Origin of the sequence: Synechocystis sp. PCC 7339, from assembly GCF_019924095.1 — a bacterium.
In the GTDB taxonomy this organism is placed as follows: Bacteria; Cyanobacteriota; Cyanobacteriia; order Cyanobacteriales; family Microcystaceae; genus Synechocystis.
This window is the reverse complement of the sequence record NZ_CP063659.1, coordinates 84,735-108,297: the sequence shown is the minus strand read 5'-3', so window position 1 is coordinate 108,297 and position 23,563 is coordinate 84,735. Positions and strand designations below refer to the sequence as shown.

General features: G+C 48.9%; 25 protein-coding genes and 1 pseudogene. 13 read left to right on the top strand and 13 right to left on the bottom strand.

Features of this window, described 5'->3' with window-relative positions:
* Positions 1-81: 81 nt before the first annotated feature.
* Positions 82-1,122, top strand: coding sequence for a hemolysin family protein (locus tag IQE94_RS00560; RefSeq protein WP_212722101.1), 1,041 nt, complete (start codon positions 82-84; stop codon positions 1,120-1,122).
* Between the two features lie 27 nt (positions 1,123-1,149).
* Here the strand turns inward: IQE94_RS00560 and IQE94_RS00555 are convergent, their stop codons facing one another.
* Positions 1,150-2,346, bottom strand: a complete 1,197-nt coding sequence (locus tag IQE94_RS00555) for a class I SAM-dependent methyltransferase (protein WP_212721601.1) — start codon at positions 2,344-2,346, stop codon at positions 1,150-1,152.
* 305 nt (positions 2,347-2,651) lie between these two features.
* Here IQE94_RS00555 and IQE94_RS00550 point away from each other — a divergent pair, with 305 nt between their 5' ends.
* Positions 2,652-3,290, top strand: coding sequence for a DUF3318 domain-containing protein (locus tag IQE94_RS00550; RefSeq protein ID WP_212721598.1), 639 nt, complete (start codon positions 2,652-2,654; stop codon positions 3,288-3,290).
* Here the strand turns inward: IQE94_RS00550 and IQE94_RS00545 are convergent.
* Complete coding sequence (locus tag IQE94_RS00545) at positions 3,273-4,493, bottom strand: 4-hydroxy-3-methylbut-2-enyl diphosphate reductase (protein ID WP_212721595.1); 1,221 nt, start codon at positions 4,491-4,493, stop codon at positions 3,273-3,275. The genes IQE94_RS00550 and IQE94_RS00545 overlap by 18 nt on opposite strands.
* A 312-nt stretch (positions 4,494-4,805) precedes the next feature.
* Here IQE94_RS00545 and IQE94_RS00540 point away from each other — a divergent pair, with 312 nt between their 5' ends.
* Entirely contained in the window at positions 4,806-5,660 is an 855-nt protein-coding gene (locus IQE94_RS00540) for a DUF3747 domain-containing protein (protein ID WP_249214020.1), read from the top strand.
* Between the two features lie 38 nt (positions 5,661-5,698).
* Positions 5,699-6,352 (top strand): ribonuclease D, encoded by a 654-nt coding sequence (locus IQE94_RS00535; protein ID WP_212721583.1) that lies wholly within the window; start codon positions 5,699-5,701, stop codon positions 6,350-6,352.
* A 157-nt stretch (positions 6,353-6,509) separates the two neighbouring features.
* On the opposite strand, the gene IQE94_RS00530 is transcribed toward IQE94_RS00535, so the two are convergent.
* The 5 genes and pseudogenes from IQE94_RS00530 to murA form a co-directional block, all read right to left on the bottom strand.
* Positions 6,510-7,349: a transposase gene (locus IQE94_RS00530; protein WP_255611392.1), complete on the bottom strand. Its 840-nt coding sequence runs from the start codon at positions 7,347-7,349 to the stop codon at positions 6,510-6,512.
* Positions 7,350-7,433: 84 nt separating this feature from the next.
* On the bottom strand, positions 7,434-7,829 hold the full coding sequence (locus IQE94_RS00525; RefSeq protein ID WP_223343181.1) for a helix-turn-helix domain-containing protein: 396 nt from the start codon (positions 7,827-7,829) through the stop codon (positions 7,434-7,436).
* Positions 7,830-7,938: 109 nt separating this feature from the next.
* Positions 7,939-8,076: pseudogene (locus IQE94_RS00520) on the bottom strand (flagellar assembly protein H); the annotation flags it as partial.
* A gap of 56 nt (positions 8,077-8,132) precedes the next feature.
* Positions 8,133-9,569, bottom strand: coding sequence for a class II fumarate hydratase (gene fumC, locus IQE94_RS00515; protein WP_212721579.1), 1,437 nt, complete (start codon positions 9,567-9,569; stop codon positions 8,133-8,135).
* A gap of 107 nt (positions 9,570-9,676) precedes the next feature.
* Positions 9,677-10,993: a UDP-N-acetylglucosamine 1-carboxyvinyltransferase gene (gene murA, locus IQE94_RS00510; protein ID WP_212721577.1), complete on the bottom strand. Its 1,317-nt coding sequence runs from the start codon at positions 10,991-10,993 to the stop codon at positions 9,677-9,679.
* Positions 10,994-11,491: 498 nt separating this feature from the next.
* Here murA and IQE94_RS00505 point away from each other — a divergent pair, with 498 nt between their 5' ends.
* A complete protein-coding gene (locus IQE94_RS00505) occupies positions 11,492-11,953 on the top strand; it encodes a hypothetical protein (protein WP_223342479.1) in 462 nt (153 codons plus the stop codon).
* On the opposite strand, the gene hpnI is transcribed toward IQE94_RS00505, so the two are convergent.
* Both hpnI and IQE94_RS00495 read right to left on the bottom strand, forming a co-directional pair.
* The gene (gene hpnI / locus IQE94_RS00500; RefSeq protein WP_223342478.1) at positions 11,943-13,112 is read right to left on the bottom strand and encodes a bacteriohopanetetrol glucosamine biosynthesis glycosyltransferase HpnI; all 1,170 of its coding nucleotides are present in this window, start codon (positions 13,110-13,112) and stop codon (positions 11,943-11,945) included. The two genes, IQE94_RS00505 and hpnI, sit on opposite strands and share 11 nt — an antisense overlap.
* Positions 13,113-13,155: 43 nt before the next feature.
* Positions 13,156-13,938: a pantothenate kinase gene (locus IQE94_RS00495; RefSeq protein ID WP_223342477.1), complete on the bottom strand. Its 783-nt coding sequence runs from the start codon at positions 13,936-13,938 to the stop codon at positions 13,156-13,158.
* A 79-nt stretch (positions 13,939-14,017) separates the two neighbouring features.
* Here IQE94_RS00495 and IQE94_RS00490 point away from each other — a divergent pair, with 79 nt between their 5' ends.
* The 6 genes from IQE94_RS00490 to rsmI all read left to right on the top strand — a co-directional run bounded on the left by IQE94_RS00490 (position 14,018) and on the right by rsmI (position 19,165).
* Positions 14,018-14,920, top strand: a complete 903-nt coding sequence (locus IQE94_RS00490) for a cytochrome c oxidase subunit II (protein ID WP_223342476.1) — start codon at positions 14,018-14,020, stop codon at positions 14,918-14,920.
* A gap of 109 nt (positions 14,921-15,029) precedes the next feature.
* Positions 15,030-15,941 (top strand): gamma-carotene 1'-hydroxylase CruF, encoded by a 912-nt coding sequence (gene cruF, locus IQE94_RS00485; protein ID WP_223342475.1) that lies wholly within the window; start codon positions 15,030-15,032, stop codon positions 15,939-15,941.
* Between the two features lie 56 nt (positions 15,942-15,997).
* Positions 15,998-17,113, top strand: a complete 1,116-nt coding sequence (locus IQE94_RS00480) for a Gfo/Idh/MocA family protein (protein ID WP_223342474.1) — start codon at positions 15,998-16,000, stop codon at positions 17,111-17,113.
* A 6-nt stretch (positions 17,114-17,119) separates the two neighbouring features.
* On the top strand, positions 17,120-18,031 hold the full coding sequence (miaA, locus tag IQE94_RS00475; protein ID WP_223342473.1) for a tRNA (adenosine(37)-N6)-dimethylallyltransferase MiaA: 912 nt from the start codon (positions 17,120-17,122) through the stop codon (positions 18,029-18,031).
* A gap of 73 nt (positions 18,032-18,104) precedes the next feature.
* A complete protein-coding gene (locus tag IQE94_RS00470) occupies positions 18,105-18,326 on the top strand; it encodes a hypothetical protein (RefSeq protein WP_223342472.1) in 222 nt (73 codons plus the stop codon).
* Positions 18,326-19,165: a 16S rRNA (cytidine(1402)-2'-O)-methyltransferase gene (gene rsmI, locus IQE94_RS00465; RefSeq protein WP_223342471.1), complete on the top strand. Its 840-nt coding sequence runs from the start codon at positions 18,326-18,328 to the stop codon at positions 19,163-19,165. Before IQE94_RS00470 ends, rsmI begins: the two co-directional genes overlap by 1 nt.
* Positions 19,166-19,215: 50 nt before the next feature.
* Here the strand turns inward: rsmI and IQE94_RS00460 are convergent, their stop codons facing one another.
* From IQE94_RS00460 to tsaD, 4 genes are all read right to left on the bottom strand, one after another.
* A complete protein-coding gene (locus tag IQE94_RS00460; RefSeq protein WP_223342470.1) occupies positions 19,216-19,455 on the bottom strand; it encodes a DUF4351 domain-containing protein in 240 nt (79 codons plus the stop codon).
* A gap of 124 nt (positions 19,456-19,579) precedes the next feature.
* On the bottom strand, positions 19,580-20,509 hold the full coding sequence (locus IQE94_RS00455; RefSeq protein WP_212722097.1) for a UDP-glucuronic acid decarboxylase family protein: 930 nt from the start codon (positions 20,507-20,509) through the stop codon (positions 19,580-19,582).
* A gap of 103 nt (positions 20,510-20,612) precedes the next feature.
* Positions 20,613-21,158 (bottom strand): ribosome maturation factor RimM, encoded by a 546-nt coding sequence (gene rimM, locus IQE94_RS00450; RefSeq protein WP_212721559.1) that lies wholly within the window; start codon positions 21,156-21,158, stop codon positions 20,613-20,615.
* A 187-nt stretch (positions 21,159-21,345) separates the two neighbouring features.
* Positions 21,346-22,392 (bottom strand): tRNA (adenosine(37)-N6)-threonylcarbamoyltransferase complex transferase subunit TsaD, encoded by a 1,047-nt coding sequence (gene tsaD / locus IQE94_RS00445; RefSeq protein WP_223342469.1) that lies wholly within the window; start codon positions 22,390-22,392, stop codon positions 21,346-21,348.
* 310 nt (positions 22,393-22,702) lie between these two features.
* Here tsaD and IQE94_RS00440 point away from each other — a divergent pair, with 310 nt between their 5' ends.
* Together IQE94_RS00440 and psaJ are read left to right on the top strand one after the other, a co-directional pair.
* Positions 22,703-23,200, top strand: coding sequence for a Photosystem I reaction center subunit III (locus IQE94_RS00440; RefSeq protein ID WP_190597904.1), 498 nt, complete (start codon positions 22,703-22,705; stop codon positions 23,198-23,200).
* Between the two features lie 100 nt (positions 23,201-23,300).
* Positions 23,301-23,423 carry a photosystem I reaction center subunit IX gene (psaJ, locus tag IQE94_RS00435; RefSeq protein ID WP_010872732.1) on the top strand — a complete coding sequence of 41 codons (123 nt, stop codon included), beginning with the start codon at positions 23,301-23,303 and terminating at the stop codon, positions 23,421-23,423.
* Positions 23,424-23,563: the final 140 nt, after the last annotated feature.

Genomic DNA, 23,563 nt, shown 5'->3' with positions numbered 1-23,563 from the left:
GTGAAGATTTTGTCCTTAGGCCTCCAGTCTAGGGGAAAATAGCCATGGTCTATAATTTTGGTAGATTCGTTTTGGGCTTTTATGCTGGAAATTCTGGCGGTTATTCTCGTTGTTTTATTAGGTTCTGGTATTTGTTCCTGTTCCGAAGCAGCTTTGTTTTCTGTGCCCCTGGTCAAAGTGCGGCAGTTGTCCCAATCAAATAATCCTTCCGCTGTTGCCCTGCAGGCCATTCGCCACAAGATGAATCGTCCCATTGGTACCATAGTTGTACTCAATAACATCTTTAATATCGTCGGTAGTATCACCATCGGCAGTCTGGCGGCCAAACACCTGCAAGATGCTTGGATGGGAGTTTTTTCTGGGGTATTGACCCTATTGATTATTGTTTTTGGTGAAATTATTCCTAAAACTCTAGGAGAGAGATACGCCACTAGCATCTCCCTGTTGATCGCCATTCCCCTAAGGTTTTTAACTTTACTTTTTACTCCTTTAGTGTGGTTAATTGAGCAGATTACTAATCCCTTCACCCACGGGAAAAGAATGCCCAGCACCAACGAGGCTGAAATTAAGTTTCTAGCTACCCTTGGTTATAAAGAAGGGGTAATTGAGGGGGATGAAGAACAAATGATTCAGCGGGTTTTCCAGCTTAATGACTTAATGGCGGTGGATTTAATGACCCCAAGGGTGATTATCACCTATCTTTTGGGAGAGCTAACCCTAGGGGAATGTCAACAGGATATTATCCAATCCCAACATACCCGGATTTTGATTGTTGATGAATATATCGATGAAGTGCTAGGTATTGCCCTCAAACAGGATTTATTAACTGCTTTAATCCAAGGTGAAGGTGATAAAACCATTGGTGAATTAGCCAGGCCAGCCCAATTTGTGCCCGAGGGCATGAGGGCAGATAAATTACTTAAACAATTCCAAGAAAAACGGGAACATTTAATGGTGGTTATTGATGAGTATGGCGGCGTTGCGGGGGTTGTTACCCTAGAGGACGTAATTGAAGTTTTAACGGGGGAAATTGTCGATGAAACCGACAAAAACATTGACCTCCAGGAAATTGCCCGTAAGAAAAGACAAACCCTATTGAAACAACGGGGGCTGGCTGCCTAGAATTTCTCGATTGGAAAAGTTTGCCGTCTAGCCCGCTATTGGTAAATTTCCCATTTCTAACGCCGTTGGGGGCTTAAAACCCCGCAAAGTTGGTTCCTTCATCGAGGTATTTAGCTCCTTACCCTGTAGTAGCACTCCAAATTTACCAAGGCCATTGGGATCAATTAATTGATGCAAAATAGCCCGTCGGGAAAAAATTTCGTTCAGATCATACTGACCACTGGATAGGTCTGCTAGGCGATCGCCAAGGCCAAGATTCATCAAAAAAGGCCCCTGTTGGCTAAAGTCTAAACGGTTCAGACCATAGCATTCTCCCCACCATTCCAGGGCAGTGAAGTTGACATGGGCAGTGACGTCCTGTTGCCCCAAATTGACAAAGGGATTGTCGTGGTGCCGTTGTTGGAAATAGCATTGCAAAGTACCTCCGGAGCGTTGGGGATGGTAGTATTTCCCCGCTGGATGGCCATAATCCACCGTTAATACCCACCCCTGGGCTAAAATCCGTGCAATTTCTTCTAGGGCCTGTTGGGCGGCCAGATTAACTTCGGTTTCATAATTCTCCTTGTAGGGGGGGCAGGTCAGTTGCAAACCAAAGCTGGCAAAGTAATCCACTAATTTTTCAGTGGAAAGATCGTCCCAAACACTGATAAAGTCCGTTGCCCCCGCCTCAATATATTGCTCTTGCAAAACCCCTTGTTTGATGCCCACCCGATGGACAGGGAGAGCGTCGAAAAATTCATTGCTAAAACAACAGCCCACTAAGCTGTCATTGGCCAACTCCGGCCAAGTTTGCCATTGTATTTTGCCGATTTCCCGCCAGGGCTCTAATAGATCAGTTTGTCTTCTGCGGAGAGCGGCGGACTCCTCAATGATGTGGTACTGTAAGGCGGCGAAAAATTCGGGATGTAGCTTTTGTGCCTGGGCCAATACTGTTTGGGCAAAGGCCCCCGTTCCGGCGCCTAATTCTAAAAGATCAAAGCGATCCGGTTCCCCCAGCCGTTGCCACATTTCCAGAAATTGCTCAGCTAACAGTTCCCCAAAATCCGCCCCCAAGGCGATCGCTGTGACAAAATCCCCTCGAATGCCAATGTCCACCTGACCACTGCTGTAATAGCCATAATCGGGTTGATAGAGCACCCACTCCATAAACTCCGCAAAAGTGAGCCGTTGTTGGGGGCTTTGGCGGATGTGGTCAAGGAGAGCGGGGAGAATATTCTGGGCCATGGATGGTGGGGAACAGGGAAAAGTCAAGGTGGCGGCAATCGGTCAACTGGCTATTTTCCTCCAGGGGGAAGAAGAAAGAGGTCAGACTGAAAGTGCAAAGGGCTGGAATGCTTAGGCCACTGACTCGGATTTTTGACGATTGTTCATTAATTGTTCACCAAAACGGTTCCCTTGACGTCAAGCTGAAACGGAAAGGGCATACAATCCGCTAAACATTGCCATAATAATTGCCAACATTTATTGTTTAATGTTGTCGAAAGTATGTGTCAGACTTGAAGTCAATGCTAGCTAAGATTTAAATCACCATGAACCGCCAGGGAACCTATCAAGGCAGTGACCAAGAAACGGAAATTCGTCGTCTAAAAGAGTTGATGCCGGCTTCGGGGCGGATGCTAGTCAAACTCCTTGCTCAACCGAAACAGTCCCGGGTGATCGATTGTGATTTTCCTAAGCCCTGGCAATTTGGCGATCGCCTGGTGAAAATTAATTTCAGTCTTTGGTGGGAGTTGACCATCCAGGAACGGGATTTACTCATGCTGAGCATCGTCTGTCGTTTGGTTAATATTCGCTGGTTCAAGCCTGATTTGTACCAGGGATTGACCGTGGCGGGGGCGATCGCCGTAGGGGTGCAACTTTGGCAGAGGGATGGTGTCGGTATGGTCGTGGCCGGTGGCCTCACGGCTTTGGCGGCCCAACAAATTTGGCGGGGTTACCAAAGTAATGAACGGGAAATCGAGGCCGATGCCCAAGCTCTTAAGGTGGCTGTACGTCGGGGCTACAACCAAAAAGAGGCCATCCAGGTCCTATTAACGGCGATCGAAAACACCGCCCGGATTGAAAACCGTAGCACCCTCAGCTTCAATGAACTGTTGCGCTGTCAAAACTTACGCCTTATGCTCAACAGCCAAGCCAGCTCCGATCCCACCCTATCCCGCAATTTCTAAGACGGGTTGAGCTTCCTTAATCGCCACAATCCTTTTCATCACTTCCTCCACTACTTTGTCGGGAGTAGAGGCCCCGGAAGTTACGCCTACCGTAATTTTTCCGTCTGGTAGCCAGGGTTCCAGCATCTCCAGATCCTTGCCTAGGGGTTTATGCTCGACCCGATTGCCCGGCCCAATGCGATCGCCGCTGTCGATGTGAACAGAGGGGATACCATGTTCCACCGCAATTTCCTGTAAATGGGTGGTATTAGAAGAATTAAAACCACCAATAACCACCATTAAAGACAGGTCTTCTTTGACCAAATCAAACATGGCATCCTGTCGCTCCTGGGTAGCATCACAGATGGTGTTAAAGCTCATAAAGTGATTGTTGAGCTCCGTGGGGCCATATTTTTGCAACAGGGTTTTTTCAAACAATTTGCCAATCATTTCCGTTTCACTTTTAAGCATGGTGGTTTGGTTGGCCACCCCCAAACGAACTAAATCTCGGTCTGGATCAAAACCAGCGGAATGGGCATTGGCAAAATAAGCTAAAAACTCGTCTTTATCGCCACCGTGGAGAATATAGTCACAAACCCTTTGGGCTTCGGCCATATTTAAAACAATTAGATAGGTACCAGCAAAGGAGCTAGTGGCAATGGTTTCCTCGTGGTTGTATTTACCGTGGATGATGGAAGTATGTTCTTTCTTTTTATGTTTTTCCACCGAATTCCAGACTTTGGAAACCCAGGGGCAAGTGGTATCGACAATGGTACAGCCCCGGTCGTTGAGTAGCTGCATTTCCTCCACACTGGCTCCAAAGGCGGGCAGAATCACCACATCCCCCTTGGCCACGCCACTAAAATCCTTTTCTCCGTTAACCACATCAATAAAATTCACTTCCATTTCCCTTAGCCTTTGATTAACCGAAGGATTATGGATAATTTCGTTGGTAATCCAAAGCCGTTCCTGGGGAAAATGTTGGCGGGTCTCGTAGGCCATGGCCACTGCCCGTTCCACCCCCCAGCAAAAACCGAAGGCCTCCGCCAAGAGAATGGTGACATCTCCCCGCTCCAGGCGGTAATTATTCTGACGAATTTCCTGGATTAGGTGGCTTTGATATTCCGTATTCATCACCCCCATCACCTCTTCCCCATGGCCAAATCCCTTGCGGTGGTAATTGTCGGAGTGGTGCAGAGACCGTTTAAAAGCTTTGGTATCCATAGAAAAACGAGAATGTCACCTGTATTATGTTGTTCCATTTTGACATCCTCTCCCCCCAACCGCTAGAAAAGCTCAAAGGACATTGCCATTCCTCGATTTTCAGAACAGGGGCAAAGCACCGTGGGCCTGTTTGGTAGAATGGGCCAGCAATCCTGACTGAGCTTGGTTCCCAGGCGGTCTGTTCCAACCTGTAGACTGTCTCTCCAGGGCTCCGTTGGGGAACATTTTCGGGCTTGATGGGGTTAACAATCCTATGCCACGTTGACTATTTGCCCTATGAATTGGAAATTTTTCCCACACCCCTTCTTGGCCATGGCTGTCGGGGTTGCCCTAGCTCCCTTCACTCCCCTCGCCGCTAGCACCTTCACCGAAACGGCGATCGAGCAAACTGAGGTAATTGCGGTGGCCCGTCCCTACGGCGTCGAAACCACCAAATACGACCTTTTGGTAATTGAGCAGATTCCCGGCAAAAATAAATGTTGGGACGTCACCCCCGGAGCGCCGGCCATGGTGGATCCCCTGCTGTTAAACTTTGACTTTACTGGCCACTGTCGCCGTGCCACAGACAGCAACGGCTATTCCATCCGCATCGATGGCCAGGACTATGGCTTGGATTACCTACTGCGTCTTGTGCCCAGGGGCAATGAACTGGTGTTGGTGGCCACTTCCCGTAACGGCCGCGGCCCCGAACTTATTGTCGGTAGCACCAAAGGCATCGGCGCAGGCTTCATGCAGGTACAGCTCAATCCAGGCTGGCAGTTCACCAAACGCACCTACGAAGGTCAAGTTTTAGGGCACTACTACATCAGTGGCACCCAGGCGGCCATCTTCGGGGGAACGGCCGTTAGCCCTGTGGCCCCAGAACCAATCACCCAGGAAAAACAGGAGCTTATTGCCCCGGAACCAGTTCAGCCCCTGGAGGATAATCCCCCTACGGCAACAGGAATAACGGAGGTAACAGAAACCGAGACAGAAATTATTATTCAGCAGCAAGATTCCGCTGACAAAGAGTCCAGTATGGTGGTGGAAGAGGAGAGTGTCACCACTGTGACCGAAGAAAACTCCGTTGCCAAGGAAATGGAAACCGTTACTCCCAAACCAGCCCCCGTAGTCACCCCCAATCCTCCCCGACGCCGCACCCCTACCCCGGCGGATTTTCGCCCTTAGGAAACTAACTATTCCTTCATTGATTTTGGTTGCTAACCATGCCCTCTGCCGATATTTTGAATCAGTTCCAAGTTTTTGATTACGATTTACCCGAAGACGTTTGCCAGCAGCTTTTGTCTTGCAAAGAAGTTGCGGTGGATACGGAAACCATGGGCTTAAATCCCCATCGAGATCGCCTCTGCTTGGTGCAAATTTGTGATCCAGAGGGTAATGTAACGGCTTTACGCATTGCCAAGGGCCAGGAGGAAGCTCCCAACTTGGCCCGGCTGATGCAAGACCCAGCCATAACAAAAATCTTCCATTTTGCTCGTTTTGACACGGCCCAACTGAAACACACCTTTGACATTAAAACCTATCCAATTTTTTGTAGTAAAATTGCCAGTAAAATCGCCCGCACCTACACTTCCCACCATGGACTCAAGACGCTGGTGCAGGAGTTGGTGGGAGTGGAATTGGATAAATCTTCCCAATGTTCTGATTGGGGCAACGCTGCCAATTTGAGTAAGGATCAATTAGCCTATGCCGCCAATGATGTGCGTTATTTGATTCCCCTACGGCACAAGTTAGAAGCAATGCTCGCTAGAGAGGATCGTTTAAGGTTAGCCCAACGGTGTTTTGAGTGTTTGCCGGTGATGGTAACACTGGATTTAGGTATGTATGGCAATGTGTTTGAGCATGGCGGGCCCGGTTAGCCCAACTTAAGAGCCTGTTGGCAAAGTTGCAGTTTGCCTCCTTGATCGACCCACTAAAGCAACCGCAATGCTGGGGGAGTTTATTCTAGTCACCCCCGAAACTTGTGGGCGAACCGAGGAGCATTGTGAACTACTCCGCCCTAAAGGAGGGAGCTTCCTATCCAGTAGCCTGCAAAGTGGTATAAGACTTGCGTCCTTTACTACCTTGTCTTACAGCTAGACAATAGGCGGAATCCCCCGTTCCAGAGGTCAAAATACGCAGTCCTTCGTCTCGGATGTTGAGTGCGGCATTTATATCACGGTCATGTTTAGTACCGCATTTGAACCTAATATCCAGGAGAAGGCTGGCAACCCTGTTTAGGCAAACGTTACAGGTTTTAGAAGATGGGAAGAAACGATCCACTTCAACATAGACCTTTCCTTCCCACTCCGACTTGTATTTCAACATGGTGCAAAATTCACCCCATCCCACTTGTCCAATGGACTGGACAAGATAGTGGTTTTGCATCATGTTCCGTACAGCTAGATTTTCCACCACGATGACTTGGTTTTCGTCTACTATCCTGCGTGATAGCTTATGGTGAAAGTCTTCCCGGCAACGGGCAATTTTATCGTGAACAGTCGCTACCTGTAGCCTAGCTTTATTCTGGTTATTGGAAACTTTTTTGCGGCGGGATAACCGTTTCTGTTTTTGCTTCAGGTTGCGCTCATGCTTGCTCAACCAGCGGGGATTATTGAACTTGGAGCTATCACTGGTAATGACAAAATGAGTTAGCCCTAGGTCAATTCCGACCGCTTTACCGTCCACGGATTGATTGCGAATTCCGTTACCATCATCCACTAAGAGAGAGGCAAAGTATTGTCCCTTGGCATTCATGGAAACAGTAACAGTCTTCACTGCCTCTTCTATATCCCGGTGAATAACAACATCAACTTTTCCTATTTTTGGGAATTTGATGCCATTATCAACAACCTTGACATTTTGGGGGTAGCTAATGGATTGCCGCCAATGCTTAGAAAGTGTTTGAAAAGTACAAAGCTAGGTATTTATCCCCCTAAATCTCCTCACTAAAGCTCCGGCTTAAAAAGGGGGGCTTTTGTGACATTTCCCTCCTTCCCAAGGGGGGCTAGGGGGGATTAGACAGCCAAAACTCAACTTTCCAAACAGGCTCTTAGACTTGAACCGGGGATAGTCCCCACGTCTTTCAAAAAAGTTAATAAATGTTCTGGACAAGCTCAACGCCACCACTTGCAAACATTGCGAGTACGGCTCACTCATCCATTCGTCTTCTTTTTTGAGTTCGGTGATTGCCTTTTGGATTGCAAATCGTCCCAATCCTTTCCCCGTTTCCTTGTAAGTCTCATTGACAAGGTTTAGAGCAAAATTATACGCAAAACGACAGCACCCAAAGCTACGTCTGAAATGTAGCTCCTGCTTTGCTGTCGGATAAATGCGAAACCTAGTTGCTCTAAGTATTACCGTAAAATGACTTACCGATTATCGGCAGCACAAGACTAGCAAGGAATTAAGGCTCTCGGTACATCCCCTTCCTTTAGGGAGGGGAATTCCCGTGCCATATTTTTGTTAAGGCGTCGGCCCGGATGGGTTCCAATGATAATTCCTTGGGACTGAGGGCTGTGAGGGTAACGGGTTTTCCGAGAAGCCAGGTGGCATGGTTCTGGGAAAAGGTTTCGGCGAGGTATTTACAGATGTTGTCAAACACCCCAGTAATTTATCATCGATCGCCAGCATGAAAATCCAGAGCTGCCCCATGACAGTTTAAAGCTTCAGGAAATTTTGAGTTGGATGAATGGGCTCATCGGCGATCGGGGCAATCATCTGCTCCGGAATTACCCAAGCGTCGAACTGTTCTGGAGTTAATAGACCCAAATGCACCGCCGCTTGTTTGAGGGTAATGCCTTCACTAAAAGCGGTTTTGGCTACTTGGGCAGCATTGTCGTAACCGATGTGGGGATTGAGGGCGGTGACTAGCATTAAGGAGTTGTCTAAAAATTCTTTGACTTTGCCTTCGTTTACTTCCAATCCTGTTACCAAATTTTGCCGGAAACTGACACAGCTATCACTGAGCAAATGGATGGATTGGAGAAAGTTGTGGATGATGACAGGTTTAAAGACATTCAGTTCAAAGTTGCCTTGGCTGGCGGCAAAGCCGATGGTGGCATCGTTGCCCATTACCTGCACACAGACCATGGTCAGGGCTTCACATTGGGTCGGATTTACTTTCCCCGGCATGATGGAAGAACCCGGTTCATTGGCTGGGAGCACCAATTCCCCTAGGCCACAGCGGGGGCCAGACCCCATCCAGCGTAGGTCATTGGCGATTTTCATTAGGGAAGTGGCAATACTTTTCAGCACGCCACTGGCAAAGGCGATCGCCTCGTGGCCGGCCAGGGCGGCAAACTTGTTGGGGGCAGAAACGAAAGGATAGCCGGTTAACTGGGCAATTTCCTGGGCTACTTTTTCGGCAAATTGGGGATGGCTATTTAAGCCGGTGCCCACCGCCGTTCCCCCCAGGGCCAGTTCTAACAATCCTGGTAAGCAATGATTAAGCTGGGTTAACCCCTGGTCTAACTGGGCTACATAACCGGAAAATTCCTGCCCTAAAGTTAGGGGCACTGCATCCATCAGATGGGTACGGCCGATTTTGATGATACTAGCAAAACTATTCCCTTTTTCTTGGAGACTATCCCGCAGAGCTTGCAAACTGGGAATTAATTTACTTTGCAGACCTTCCACTGCCGCAATGTGCATCGCCGTGGGAAAAGTGTCGTTGGAGGACTGGGACATATTGACATGGTCATTGGGATGGATAGGATTTTTACTACCCAATTCTCCCCCCACCATGGCGATCGCCCGATTGGCAATCACTTCATTAACGTTCATATTGGTTTGGGTGCCACTGCCGGTCTGCCAAATCCGTAAAGGAAAATGGTCTAACCACTGCCCGGCCATAATTTCATCCGCCGCCTGAATAATTAACTCTGCCTTGTCCCCTGGCAATTTACCCAGATCCCGGTTGGTAATCGCGGCCGCTTTTTTCAGCACGGCAAAGGCCCGAATTAAATCCGGTGGCATCACGTCACTCCCAATGCCAAAAAACATCAGGGAGCGTTGGGTTTGGGCCCCCCATAGGCGATCGGCCGGCACTTCTAAGAGACCCATGCTATCGGTTTCAAGACGGTGGGAATTTACCATGGCGAAATTTGCAAATGTTTTTCTAGTGGCAATGCTCTGACAAACAATCAGCAAAAAGGACTAACAGACGATCGCCCATTAGTCCCCCCATCAAATCAACAGAATCTTTAAAGACTGACGGGCTGTTCAATCCTGGTTAACTTAGCCCCCAGCTTACGCAATTTGCCTTCAATATCTTCGTAACCCCGATCCAAATGGCGCAGACCTTGGACAATGGTTTTACCTTCGGCGGCCAACCCGGCAATTACCAACGCGGCGGAAGCTCGCAAATCGGTGGACATAACCGGCGCGCCGGACAGGAAGGGCGCCCCTTGAATAAAGGCCGCATTGCCTTTGAGCTTGATATTAGCCCCCATACGTTGTAACTCCGCCACATGTTGGAGACGGTTTTCAAATACAGTTTCCGTGACCACACTGTTACCTTCACTTATCGCTAACAGGGCCATGAACTGGGCCTGCATATCGGTGGGAAAACCAGGGTAAGGAAGGGTTTCAATATCTGTGCCCCGCAGATCCCGGGGAATCAAACGCACCCTATCAGGGGCATCGATCGCCACTTCTGGGCCAATTTCCCGCAACTTGGCAATGGCGGAGGCCAGGTGATCTGGCACCACAGGGAAAAGGCTAATTTCGGAATGGGTGATGGCCCCGGCACAGAGAAACGTGGCCGCCTCAATGCGATCAGGAATAATGGGGAAGTCGGTACTGTGGAGTTTTTCCACCCCGTTGATAATAATGCGACTGGAGCCATCCCCTCGGATTTGGGCTCCCATGGAACGGCAAAAGTTAGCTAAGTCAACAATTTCCGGTTCCCGGGCGGCGTTATCAATGACCGTTTCCCCTTCCGCTAGGGTGGCAGCCATCAATATGGTTTCCGTGGCCCCCACACTGGGATAATCCAAGTAAATTTTAGCCCCGGTCAAACGACGGCCATTGCCCTTGATGCTGGCATTGACTACCCCGTGTTCAATGTGGACATCGGCGCCCATGGCTTGTAAACCCCGCACATGGAGATCAACGGGCCGGGTACCAATGGCGCATCCCCCAGGCAGGGGTACTTTTGTCATGCCTAAACGAGACAGTAAAGGCCCAATGACGAAGAAGCTAGCCCGCAATTGGGAGACTAACTCATAGGGGGCAGGGCCATGGCCCACCTGACGGGCATCCACCACCAGGCGATCGCCATCCCGTTTCAGCTTGACCCCAATGGCAGCCAAAATTTGGCACATTTTGTCAATGTCGGCTAGGGCAGGCAGATTACTAAGGCGACAATCATCGGAACAAAGAATGGTGCCGGCCATGATGGCCAAAGCAGAATTTTTGGCCCCACTAATGCGGACTTCCCCCCGTAGGGAGGCCCGACCTTCAATTTCAATGACCGTCTGGGTTTCTTCGGTAGCGGTAGGGGTAGCAACTTGGAGCACGGGTTTTCACAACCTCCAACAAAAGGGGACAAAAGTTAACACCAGTCCTTTGGTTTCGTTGTCAGGGGAATTGTCAACTTATGGTTGCCCACACCCCACCAACGTCCATCCCAGGACAACCCAGACAAGATCAACAAATTATGTTTATTAACCAATGTGTTTTTAGCATCCGATGGGATTGTTCAGCAAGCACTGTCAAAACCAATTGTCTAGGCAAATATGCTTAACATCCTATACCGGATAAGTCAATTTGTAACATTCGGTTTACAAATCGCCCAGGGCAGGGTGAGTAAGCTGGGCCTATAGATTGGGACGGAAGTGCCAAAAGTTCCCATATCTGACAATCCACGCCATATTTGACGTTCTGCAACGATGATTCTTGAACTTATTCCGGATCAACAAGGTCGAAATCGCGGTGATTGTGATACAGTTCAGCTGAACGAGAGAGGTAAATTGCCGCTCTGATCGACGCCCTATTTTTTAAGCAGTCATATATTTATGGGTTCTTCAGAATTTTCTTCCAATATCACTTTTCTCCCGACTAGACACCCTAAACGTTCCCGCAACCGGAAAAGGTCTAAACGCCGCCCCATCCATTGCCCTATCCACGGTTGTTACCTAGATAGCGTCAGCCAAAAACATGGACTCTACGCCGATCAAATTGTCCAACTACGGAGCCGGGGCTACACCCATAAAAAAGCCAGTCTTGTCCTCGGCGATCGCCCCACTGTTAGCCTCACCGGAGAATGGCTAGAGGAGTTTTGGTGTCCGGAATGCCAAAGCAAGCAATGGTACTATGTCAGCAAGGAAGCCAATATTTACATTGTTACCCCCGCTCCCCGTAGCCTTTGGAAAACGGCCACTGGAGTAATTGATCCCAAGGGAAACCCCTCGGTTAGCCAATACACAAAGACTAATGCTAGCCAACATCGACTCAAATCATCCCGCTTTAATTTTTAGGGTTAGGGGAAGTCAGCACCATTTTGCCCCCCTTGGTGAGACGATAGGGCACCCCGCGCCATAGCACTTGCCGTTGGGAAAAGGATAGGGCCCAAAAAATTAAGCCACAGCAATCCCTCAGCGGCAATAACGGCAAATAGCGGAGGGTCGGCCCATCCCCCAACTCCTGGGCAACCATGGCCGCCGTCCCATAACGGATGACTAGGGTTATGAGCAAAATTAACCAAGCCCAGGGCTCAGACCAGCGACAAAGGCTTAATACAAGGGCAAAGGGCACGGCACGGATGATGACAGTGGCTAAAAACGGGGCGGGACGGGCTAGATAGGTATTTTGATCCCAATAAATCTGATGGCTCCACCAACTTTGCCATTGTTCTAAATCCACCACCGCGTCAATCACATAGGGCAATAACACCATTTTTAGGCCACTGGTCCAAACTCTTTTGCCTAGTTCAAAGTCTTCCACCAAATAGTCCGCCAAGGCGGTTAGTCCCCCCAATTGGACCAGAGTCGATCGCCGAATGGCAATGGAAGGGCCTAAACAAGCTTTGGAGGCTCCGGTTACTTCTGCAAAAAGAACACTGGGTATAAAGTCAGCGTTGATGGTTAGCAGTTCTAAAGCTTCGTACCAGGTTTGGGCTTGGGTCAACTTAAAGGGAGTAGTTACACAACCCACTAGGGGATCGGCCAGGGGACTGACTATGGTTGCCAGGTAATCGGGGCGCAAATGGGTGTCACTGTCGCTAATCACCAAAATGTCATATTTAGCCTGTTTTAATCCCCCCAGGAGATTATTGACTTTACCGTTGGCCCCCTGTTCGACCTGATCCACCGCCACAATGATTTTTTCTGGCCTCAACTCTGCTTGCAACTTTTTGACTACGGCCAGGGCCGGATCCTCTGGATCTTGCACACAGTAAATCACTTCATAGGCCGGATAATTCTGCTGGGCAATGGTGCGTAAATTAACTTCTAGGTTTTTTTCCAAACCCCGCACTGGCTTCAACACCGATACCCCAGGTTGGAAATCTTGCTTGGGCAGGGATCTTTCCAGAAAAATCTTGGTGGTAACCACCGTCAGCAGGTTATACACAATCCCGCCGGCTATGGGCAATAAACAAAACCAGGACAAAATTTCCTGCCATTGGCCAACATTCACCCCGATCCAATTTCCGTCGCTAGAACAATGCCGACCCCTAACCCTAACAGATGGGGCGATCACCGTGTTGTATGGCCGCCATACCTAAAAAAATTAAATTGTCATTCAGGGCCACCGCAAGATTAGGGGAATGCTGCCCCAATAGAACATGCAGTATCTTGCCATCTCCTCCGGTCATAATCATGGCGGCACCAGGAAATTGTGCTTGCCAAGCCTGAAGATAACCTTGCAATGCCCCCAACATTCCATAGGTAACACCGCTAAAAACGGCGCTGGGGGTATCCAAAGCCCAACGGTCAGGTAACTGATACAACTGGGTTAATGAGCCTAACTCTAACTTGGGTAGGGCCGCCAGACGATCACCAAGGATTTGTAATTGCAATCCCAAACCGGGCAGAATCGCTCCTCCCACCAATTTTTTATCTTGGTCAAAACCAGTAATGGTCAAGGCAGTGCCCCCATCGATGACTAAACAGGGAAAACCGTAGACCAGCCCCGCCCCCAAGCCAGCTAAAGCCCGGTCAATGCCAAAGCTGGGGTAAATATTACCTAGGGGAATATCCTTTAGGGTCAATATTCTGGGTTGATATGCTTGCCAAACTTTGGTTTGTTCCGGCACTACCGACGCCAATACAAAGGGCACTTCCTTCAACAAAACCGGCAACTGATCCAAAGTGAGGCTGTAATCTGTAACCCAGGTTTGCAGGGGAGTATTGCCGCTACAATATGCCCAGTGCAAACGGGAGTTGCCTATCATTAGGCCTAACCAAGGTTGTTGCTTGTCATTATCCAGGGCTAAACCAAAACCCGGCTTCAATGTTTCCACGGTAACCAAATGCCTGCCCCCGGCAGACTGAGCTAATCTAGCTTTCCCATTAGACCACGGCTAACCAGAGTGATTAACTATGAGTCGCAAAAATCTCATCCTATTGGCAGTTTACGTTGCTTTTACCCTGGGAATTAGTCTGTGGCTGGGGCAACGGGCTTACCAATGGTTACCCCCTGCTGCCGCCCAGGAAGCACAACCTGTGGGGGATTTATTTAGTTTTTTGGTTAGCCTTGGTAGCGTGGTCTTTCTGGGAGTAGCGGGGGCCATGGCCTACTCCATTATTTTCCATCGATTCAGTCTGCAAAATCCCCAGGGGGCACCTATTCGGGGTAATGCCCGTTTGGAAATTTTTTGGACAGTGGTGCCGATTATTTTGGTGGCCTGGATTGCTTGGTACAGCTACGTCATCTACCAACGGATGAATGTGCTCGGCCCCTTACCTGTGGTAGAAGTGCCTCAATTGCTAGGGAAAAAGGCGATCGCCGCCGGCCCTCCTGCGGAATTGGCCATGGCCCAGGGGAGCAATATCAACCCCGAAAAAATTGGAGTAGAAGTGAAACAATGGCTGTGGACTTTTACCTATCGTGATGCGGGGGTGACTAGCCATGAATTACATTTGCCCCTCGATCGCCGGGTAACGTTGAACATGACTTCAGCGGACGTGCTCCACGGGTTTTACGTGCCTAATTTCCGTATTAAGCAGGACATTGTGCCCAACCGGGAAATCGAATTTAGTTTTACCCCCAATCGCCTGGGGGAATATAAACTCCACGACTCCCAATTTAGCGGCACCTACTTCGCCGTGATGACAGCTCCCGTAGTGGTGCAATCTGTGTCCGATTACCAAGCCTGGTTAGAAAGTCAAAAATCCCTCGCCCCAGGGCAATTGCCCAATCCAGCTCTGGATGAATTCAACCAAACCCCTGGCACTCCCCTCAAAAGTGGTTGGCCCACCGTTTCCCCTGCAACTCGTAAATAACGACTGGGAATTAGGTTGTCATCCCGAGCCAGCAATCCACCGCTGGTAGTAAAGATTTGTAAACTATAATGACTTAGAATTTGAATGTAGTTTTAGCGGTAGGGACTGAATGGAAAAACTAATGCGGATTGAGCGGCTGTTACTAATTGGGCACATTGCCTCCATGGGTTTTGGTCTGGCCGGACTATTGCTGGTGTTACCCCACCCAGAATTTGTGGCCCAGTTACCTCCCATTGGCCAGACAGCTTTCCAGTGGTCCATGGCTGGTGGTGGCGTGGCTTACATGATCCTGGGCTTTGCCGCTGTGGCTGTTTATGCCTTCCGCACCTTGGGGTTGTTGCCTACCCTCGGATTTTTGATTCCCGCCTTGGGCATTTCCGTGTCCGCCGAACTGTTGGGGACTAGCACCGGTTTTCCCTTTGGTTACTACCGCTACCTATCGGGCTTAGGCTACAAAATTGCTGGTCTAGTTCCCTTCACCATTCCCCTTTCCTGGTTTTATCTAGGATTTTGCTCCTACCTCCTGGTAAGGGCAGGACTGCGTCACAGTAATTTGCCCCGTTTTGGCCAGGAGTTGACGGCGATCGCCGTGGGGGCAACTTTGTTAATGTCCTGGGACTTTGTTTTAGACCCCGCCATGAGCCAAACCACTATGCCCTTTTGGGTGTGGGATGTGCCGGGAGGATTTTTCGGTATGCCCTATCAAAACTTCGCCGGTTGGTTCTGCACCGGGGCCATATTTATGATCGTGGCGACCATTATTTGGCGAGTTAGTAAAGTTGAAATTCCCGAAGCTGACTACTCCCTCCCCCTGGCCATGTACCTAGGCAATTTCGGATTCGCCATGGTGATGAGTATTGGAGCCCATATTTATCCCCCCATTTTCCTCGGCTTTTTGTTGGGCGTTGCACCAGCATTATATTTCTACCGTCGGGCTGGGGAAGATTCCCGTTCCACCGCCGTTTCCCGTTTAAAGTCTGTAATTGAAAAGGATAAATCGGATTTGGCCGCTGCCAAGTAGTTGGTACAGTAGGGAAGTGGCCTAGGGTCACTTTTTCGTCTTCCTGACCATGTTTTATGTCTAGCTCTCCAATTTTGTCGGTGGCCGTCCTGGGTACGGGTTTTGGCCAGGCTGTCCATTTGCCGGCTCTGCAATACCATGCCCAAACCCAGGCGATCGCCATTTACCATCGGGATTTGGCTAAGGCTAGGGGAGTGGCTAAATCCCACGGTTTACCCCATAGCTACGATAATTTGTCTGAGTTACTGGCTAATGGAGATATTAAAGCTGTAACCGTGGCCAGTCCGCCCTTTCTTCACTTTGAGATGGCTAGGCAAGCAATTTTGGCGGGCAAGCATGTGTTATTGGAAAAACCCATGACTCTGCAGGTGAGGGAAACCATTGAGTTATATCATCTCGCCCAGCAACGGGGCGTGACGGTGATGCCGGATTTTGAGTTTCGTTTTGTGCCCGCTTGGCAATATGTGGCGGAACTTTTAGAACGGGAAATTTTGGGCAAACTAAGGTTAATTAAAGTGGATTGGCTGGTGGGCAGTCGGGCCAATACTGAACGAGCTTGGAATTGGTACGCCCAACAGGAAAAAGGTGGCGGTGCCCTTGGTTCTTTGGCCTCCCACACGTTCGATTATCTCCATTGGTTCTTTGGCCCGGCTAGGAGTTTAGCCGCTAATTTGAGTGTGGCGATCGCCGAACGCCCCGATCCATTGGAGAATAACCGTCTGAAGCCAGTGACAGCGGAGGATACAGCGCTAATCAGTTTAACCTTGGACAATGATGTTCCCTGCCAAGTAAATATCACATCCGTCGCCCATGGTGGCCGGGGCCATTGGCTGGAGATTTACGGCGAAAAAGGCAGTTTGGTGTTGGGCAGTGACAACCTCAAGGATTACGTCCATGGTTTCAAAATTTTCCACCATCCTGCCGGGGAACCAATGCAGGAGTTGAAGGTACCAACGCGTTTGGATTTTCCTAAGGTATTTGCTGATGGTCGCCTTGCCCCCGTTGTCCGGGTGGTGGATGAATGGGCACAGAGTATTTTCCAAAAAAAAATTCCTACACCATCTTTGCGCCATGGGGTTTACTCCCAACTATTAATGGATTTGACCCACCAAGCCCATCGGGAAAAGCAATGGGTGCCTGTGCCGGATCTCGATCGCCTGTTGGCCCGATAGTTTCCCATGGCCAAAGTTCCGCCTCTGATTGTTATTTGTGGCACCACCGCCAGTGGCAAGTCCCAACTAGCCCTTGATTTAGCCCAGAGGTTAAACGCAGTTATTTTGGGGGCCGATTCCAGGCAAATTTACAAAGAATTAGACATTGGCACCGCTAAACCCAGCCTTGGCGATTGCCAACGGGTGCCCCATTACCTGATTGACATTTGTAAACCAACGGAAAATTTCACCCTAGCGGAATATCAACGGCAAGCCCAGGAGTTAATTGCGTCATTAAACCAACCCATTCTTCTGGTGGGAGGCACTGGTTTATACATTCAGGCGATCGTTCGGGGGTTAAAAATTCCCGCCGTTCCACCCCAGGCCGATCTACGGGAACAGTTGGCTAACTTGGGACAAACTTTTTGTTATCAACTGTTGGGTCAGGTTGACCCCATGGCCCAAAGCAAAATTGAACCCCCTGATGTGGTGCGAACCCTAAGGGCTTTGGAAGTTTTCTACACCACTGGGCAACCCATTTCTGTTCTCCAAGGGGAAAATCCCCCCAATTATCCCATTGTACAAATTGGCCTGGGGCTAGAACCGGAGCAACTCCAGCCGAGAATTGCCCACCGTACCCATGCCATGGTTGAGGCCGGTTTAGTGAAAGAAGTCGAACGTTTAATAGAACAATATGGGGAAAAATTACCCCTGCTCCATACCCTTGGTTATGCCGAAATTAAACAATATCTCCAAGGCCAAATATCCCTACCCCAAGCGACGGAGTCCATCATTGTCCACACCAGGCAATTTGCCAAACGTCAACGCACTTGGTTCCGCAAGGATCCGGCCATCCATTGGTTTGATGCTAACCAGGGAAACCTATTAGATTCGGTGACAAAACTAGTACAAGTCCAGGAAAACAGAGGAATGTTTTAAGTATTGCGGGGTGAAATAGTTCTTAAAATGGCATTATTGCTAGTTTCCTCTCAGGACTTTTACGCTTATGGCCATGGATAAGGACACGAAATTTGCCCTATTGGTGATGGGAGTCCCCCTTTTGGGGGTTCTCTATTGCGCCTTCATTTTGGCAGTGATGCTTTCCTCGGAAACTGCCCGGCAACATCCCATTATTACCGGCACTATCTTCGTGTTGGCTCCCTCCCTTATTTCCGGCACCATTTGGTTAAGGGCTTCTTTTAAGGCCAGAAAACAGGAAAACTTGGGGCTTTAATGGGCATTCTTTATCTGGTGGCAACTCCCATTGGCAATTTGGGCGATATGACTCCTCGGGCGATCAAAATCCTGCAGGAGGTTGATTTAATTGCGGCGGAAGATACCAGGCACACGGGCAAGTTATTACAACATTTCCAAATCACCACGCCCCAGATTAGTTACCACGACCATAATCGCCATGGCCGCACCCAGGAGCTATTGGCCAAATTACAAAAGGGACAAAACATTGCTTTGGTGAGTGATGCAGGTACTCCAGGCATTTCCGATCCAGGGCAGGAGTTGGTGGCGGCCTGTGGAGAATCAAATATTGAGGTGATACCTATTCCCGGAGCAACAGCTTTAATTGCGGCTTTAATTAGTTCCGGTTTAGCCACGGAACGTTTTGTTTTTGAAGGTTTTTTACCCACGAAAAATCAGTCTCGACAGCAATTGTTACAGAATCTAGTACAGGAACAGCGCACTATTGTCCTCTACGAAGCGCCCCACCGTTTATTGACCACGTTGACCGATCTGCAGACTGTTTTAGGCGCAGAACGGAACTTAACTGTGGCTCGGGAATTAACTAAATATCATGAGCAATTTTGGCGAGGGAATCTGCAAACGGCGATCGCCTATTTCACGGAAAACACACCGAAAGGGGAATTTTGCTTGGTAATTGCCGGGGCTCCAGCAGACGACAGGCCCAGCTTCTCGGAGGAAAATCTTCGGGACGAACTAAGAAGTCTCATAGCGAAAGGGCTAACTCGCTCCCAGGCCAGTCGGCAATTGGCAGAGGAAACTAAACTGCCCCGTCGGCAACTTTATCAACTCAGTTTGGAACTGGAAGCTGATAGCTGAAACCTGATTCTTGGCCAACCCCCATGGCAACATCCACCCCTGGAAATTCACTAAATTTTTCGCTCAGGTGTTCCAGCTTGGGCCCCTAGCCATTGTTCTAATTCTGCGAAATCAGAGCAGTCCAAAAGCACTTCTCCCAACTGTTCCAATTGGGGCACAGTTAGATTATCAATTCTCGTCAGATTATTTTCATCCAATTCGCCAAAACGATGCTTAATTTGTTTGAGTAGCAGAGATTTTTGTCCACGTTCGATGCCCTGTTCGATACCTTGTTCAATGCCCTGAAGCATCCAACTGGTTGTAACTGCATAACGTCCTCCTGTTCCAGGGGGGAAAATTCAGCGATAGTTTCTTTAAAAAAGGAACTCTACAAAAAAGTTGTTAAAAGTTCCTTGAAGAGGCGATCGTGATCAATCATCCTTGATGGCGAGATTTGAAATCTTCAATAGTCATCGTCAAGCCCTGATCTAGGGGGATGATCGGTTGCCAATCCAAATAGTTTTTTGCCAAAGTAATATCCGGTTGCCGCTGTTTGGGGTCATCCTCCGGTAGGGGTTGGTAAATTAACTCCGCCTCAGGATTAATCGCGCTCTGAATTTTTTCTGCCAGTTGCAAAATGGTATATTCCCCCGGATTACCCAAATTAACTGGGCCAATGTAATCCCCATTCATTAGGCGCATTAGACCTTCCACCAAGTCGGATACGTAACAAAAACTGCGGGTTTGGGAGCCGTCGCCAAAAACTGTGAGGGGTTTACCTTGTAATGCTTGAACAATAAAGTTACTCACCACTCGGCCATCGTTTTCCAACATACGTGGTCCATAGGTGTTGAATATTCTTGCTACTCTGATGTCAACTTTATGCTCTCGATAGTATTCAAAAGCTAGGGTTTCTGCTACCCGCTTCCCTTCATCGTAACAAGCACGCGGGCCAATTGTATTAACATTACCCCGATAGCTTTCCGGTTGGGGATGAACATCGGGATCGCCATACACTTCGGAGGTGGATGCCAATAAAAACCTTGCCCCGACCCGTTTAGCCAAACCCAGCATGTACAGAGTTCCCATCACATTGGTTTTGATGGTCTTAACGGGATTAAATTGATAATGAACGGGGGAGGCTGGGCAGGCTAGATGGTAAACCTGGTCGACTTCCAGGCGAATGGGTTCGGTAACGTCGTGGCGAATGAGCTCAAAATTGGGGTTGCCTAACCATTTAACAATGTTCTGCTTAGTGCCGGTGTAAAAGTTATCCAGGCATAAAACTTCGTGGCCCTGGACCATCAGGCGATCGATAAGATGGGAACCAATGAAGCCTGCTCCCCCTGTGACCAAAATCCGCATCTTTACCCCAACTTGTACAAATGGCGTCATTTTAGCATTTGGTAAATGGCCGGGCATCAATAAAATTGAATATGTTTGCCCCTCCCAAAGGAACGGTTTGTGATCAATCCAATAGCCCCGGAATGGGTTTAATTTCCAAGCGTTGGTCTGCGAGCTCCACCACGGGAACAATGGCTTCAACGAAAGGGATGAGCATTTCTTGGTCTGGACTTTTATCCAAAGTTACCCCCAACAAATCGTTGCCGGCGCTATAGAAATCCGTCACTATCCCCAGGCGATCGCCATTGTCGTGGTCGTAAACAATTAAGCCTAGTAAATCCGTAATGTGGAATTCCCCCGGCTCCAACGGGAGGCGATCGGTGGCGGGCACCAATAGTTGGTAATTGACCAAGGCTTCCGCCTGATTTCGGTCGGTAATTTCAGCGAAACGAAGAATATAAAGGTTTTTGCCAGGAATTTGTTTGCCCTTTTTGAGCGTGAGGGGTTGGGGGGTTTCCTGGGCTGTTTTTCTAATCCACCGCTGACCCTTGGTCAAAAATCTAGCGGGGAAATCTGAGGCGGATAAAACCCGCACTTCCCCCTGAATGCCCTGGGGCGCAACAATAGTACCAATTTCTAGCCAATTTTCCGTTTCCATGGTTTGCATCATATTTTTTTGATGTTTCGTTAAAATTTCTCGGACTCTGCCATCGTTTGTCTTTTGGGGGACTGTTGACAAGGTTTTAGTTTGGCTTCTAGACTCCCCAACAATGGGGGATCTTTTATCTAGTTTTCTCTGAAACTTAGGGGAACCAAAGGCTTTTTAAAACAGAACCCCATTGTTCACTGAGCAATGGTTAATTAGAGGTGTAAAGCTGGCCGACCTGCTCCACCGATAGACGGGACTGAATACCCAAAGTCAAAGGAGAACGATCGCCGTTGTGGAAATGGTCAGCGGCGGCACAGGCAATCATGGCGGCATTATCAGTACAAAATTTTAGAGGTGGGAAAAAAACCTGTAATTGATTTTCCTCAGCGGCGGTTTGGAGATGATAGCGTAGGCGGCTGTTGGCGGCCACCCCCCCTCCCACAGTAATGGTGGTTAAGCCATGGTCTAAAGCACAACGAATGGTCTTTTTGGTCAGGGAACGGGCCACCGTATCTTGGAAACTGGCCGCTAAATCATCCACGGGGAAAGGTTCTGGGCTTTGCTTTAGTTCCTGAGTGAGGCGCAACATGGCAGTTTTTAATCCGCTAAAACTGGAGTCATAGGGATGGTATCCTCCCTGGGGTAGGGAGATTTTCCCCTCGGGTAACTTAAAAGCGGCCGCATCACCATTTTTAGCCGCCCGGTCGATGGCCGGGCCCCCTGGATAACCCAAATTCAACAGACGAGCCACTTTGTCAAACGCTTCCCCTGCTGCATCGTCCCGAGTGGTGCCCAATTGCCGATAATCGCCACAACCCTTAACGTGGATCAGACTGGTATGACCCCCAGATACCAATAGGCATAAAAACGGTGGTTGTAACTCCGGCTGACTGAGATAGCTGGCATAGATATGACCTTCTAAATGATGTACCCCCAGAAAGGGTTTTTGATGCACCATGGCCAACGTTTTAGCCGCCGTCACCCCGACCATCAACGCCCCGGCCAACCCCGGAGCCACCGTCACGGCGATCGCCTCAATGTCTGGCAAACCCAAACCAGCCCCTTGCAAAGCTTGGTCGAGGCAGGCATTAATGAAAAGCAAATGCTGACGGGAGGCCACCTCCGGCACCACCCCCCCAAAAACTTGATGGGTTTGTATCTGGGAAGAAACCACATTACTGCAAACGTTACGATTATTTACAATTGCCACCGCGGTTTCATCACAACTTGTTTCAATTGCTAAAATGATTGCCATTCTCTGCTAGTTTGAGTTTGATCCAAAAGACGACGGTTTATTAGCCCTGTCTTTCCTATTATCGGCTAACGATCTCCGGATCACGGTAACAGGTTGCTCAACTGGCTTGTTTATGATCCGTTTTGTCTGCGGTGGGGCACATCGTGGACGTTAAAGTAGATGCTTGTGGAGGGGAATCTGGCCAAGGTTTCAGAACAAAAATGAGCTGGAACTAGACAAACCCAAGGAAGCAAGAATCCCACGCCTCTGGGTGAGGGAGTTGTCAATAGCCGCCTTTTTAGTCTTTTGTTTAACCAAGGAAACGATTTTTATGAAACATTTGTTGGCGTTGCTCCTAGCCTTTACACTCTGGTTTAATTTCGCCCCGACCGCTTCGGCGGACGATTTTGCCAATTTGACCCCCTGTAGCGAAAATCCCGCTTTCCAAGCTAAGTCCCAGAACTACCTCAACACCACCGACGACCCCAACTCCGGCAAAATCCGGGCCGAACGTTATGCTTCCGCCCTCTGTGGCCCCGAAGGCTATCCCCACCTGATCGTGGACGGTCGTTTCACCCATGCCGGTGATTTTCTGATTCCTAGCATTTTGTTCCTTTACATTGCTGGCTGGATCGGTTGGGTTGGTCGTTCCTACCTGATTGAAATTCGGGAAAGCAAAAATCCTGAAATGCAGGAAGTGGTCATCAATGTCCCCCTAGCCATCAAAAAGATGTTGGGTGGATTCCTCTGGCCCCTGGCCGCTGCTGGAGAATATACTTCTGGCAAACTGGTGATGAAGGATTCAGAAATCCCCACCTCCCCTCGCTAGTTATGGAAGGGGAAAGATTGGTGTTATTGCTCCATGTCTAGTCCCCTTTAACTCTGAACTTATTTTTTGTTTATCTTTGCCAATTCTGGAGACTCAATTTATGGACGGTTTGAAATCCTTTTTGTCAACAGCTCCGGTCATGATTATGGCTTTGTTGACTTTCACTGCTGGCATTTTGATCGAGTTTAATCGTTTTTACCCCGATCTTCTTTTCCACCCCTAGTTTTACTGGGCAAGTGAATTTCTCTCACCATTGTGTGTACTGAGACAAGACTTTGGCTAGGATTTACGATTGATATCCTAGCCCATTTTTTTGCTAAAAATATCGCCTTTTTATTAATCTCGATGATAAAGTGAAGATAA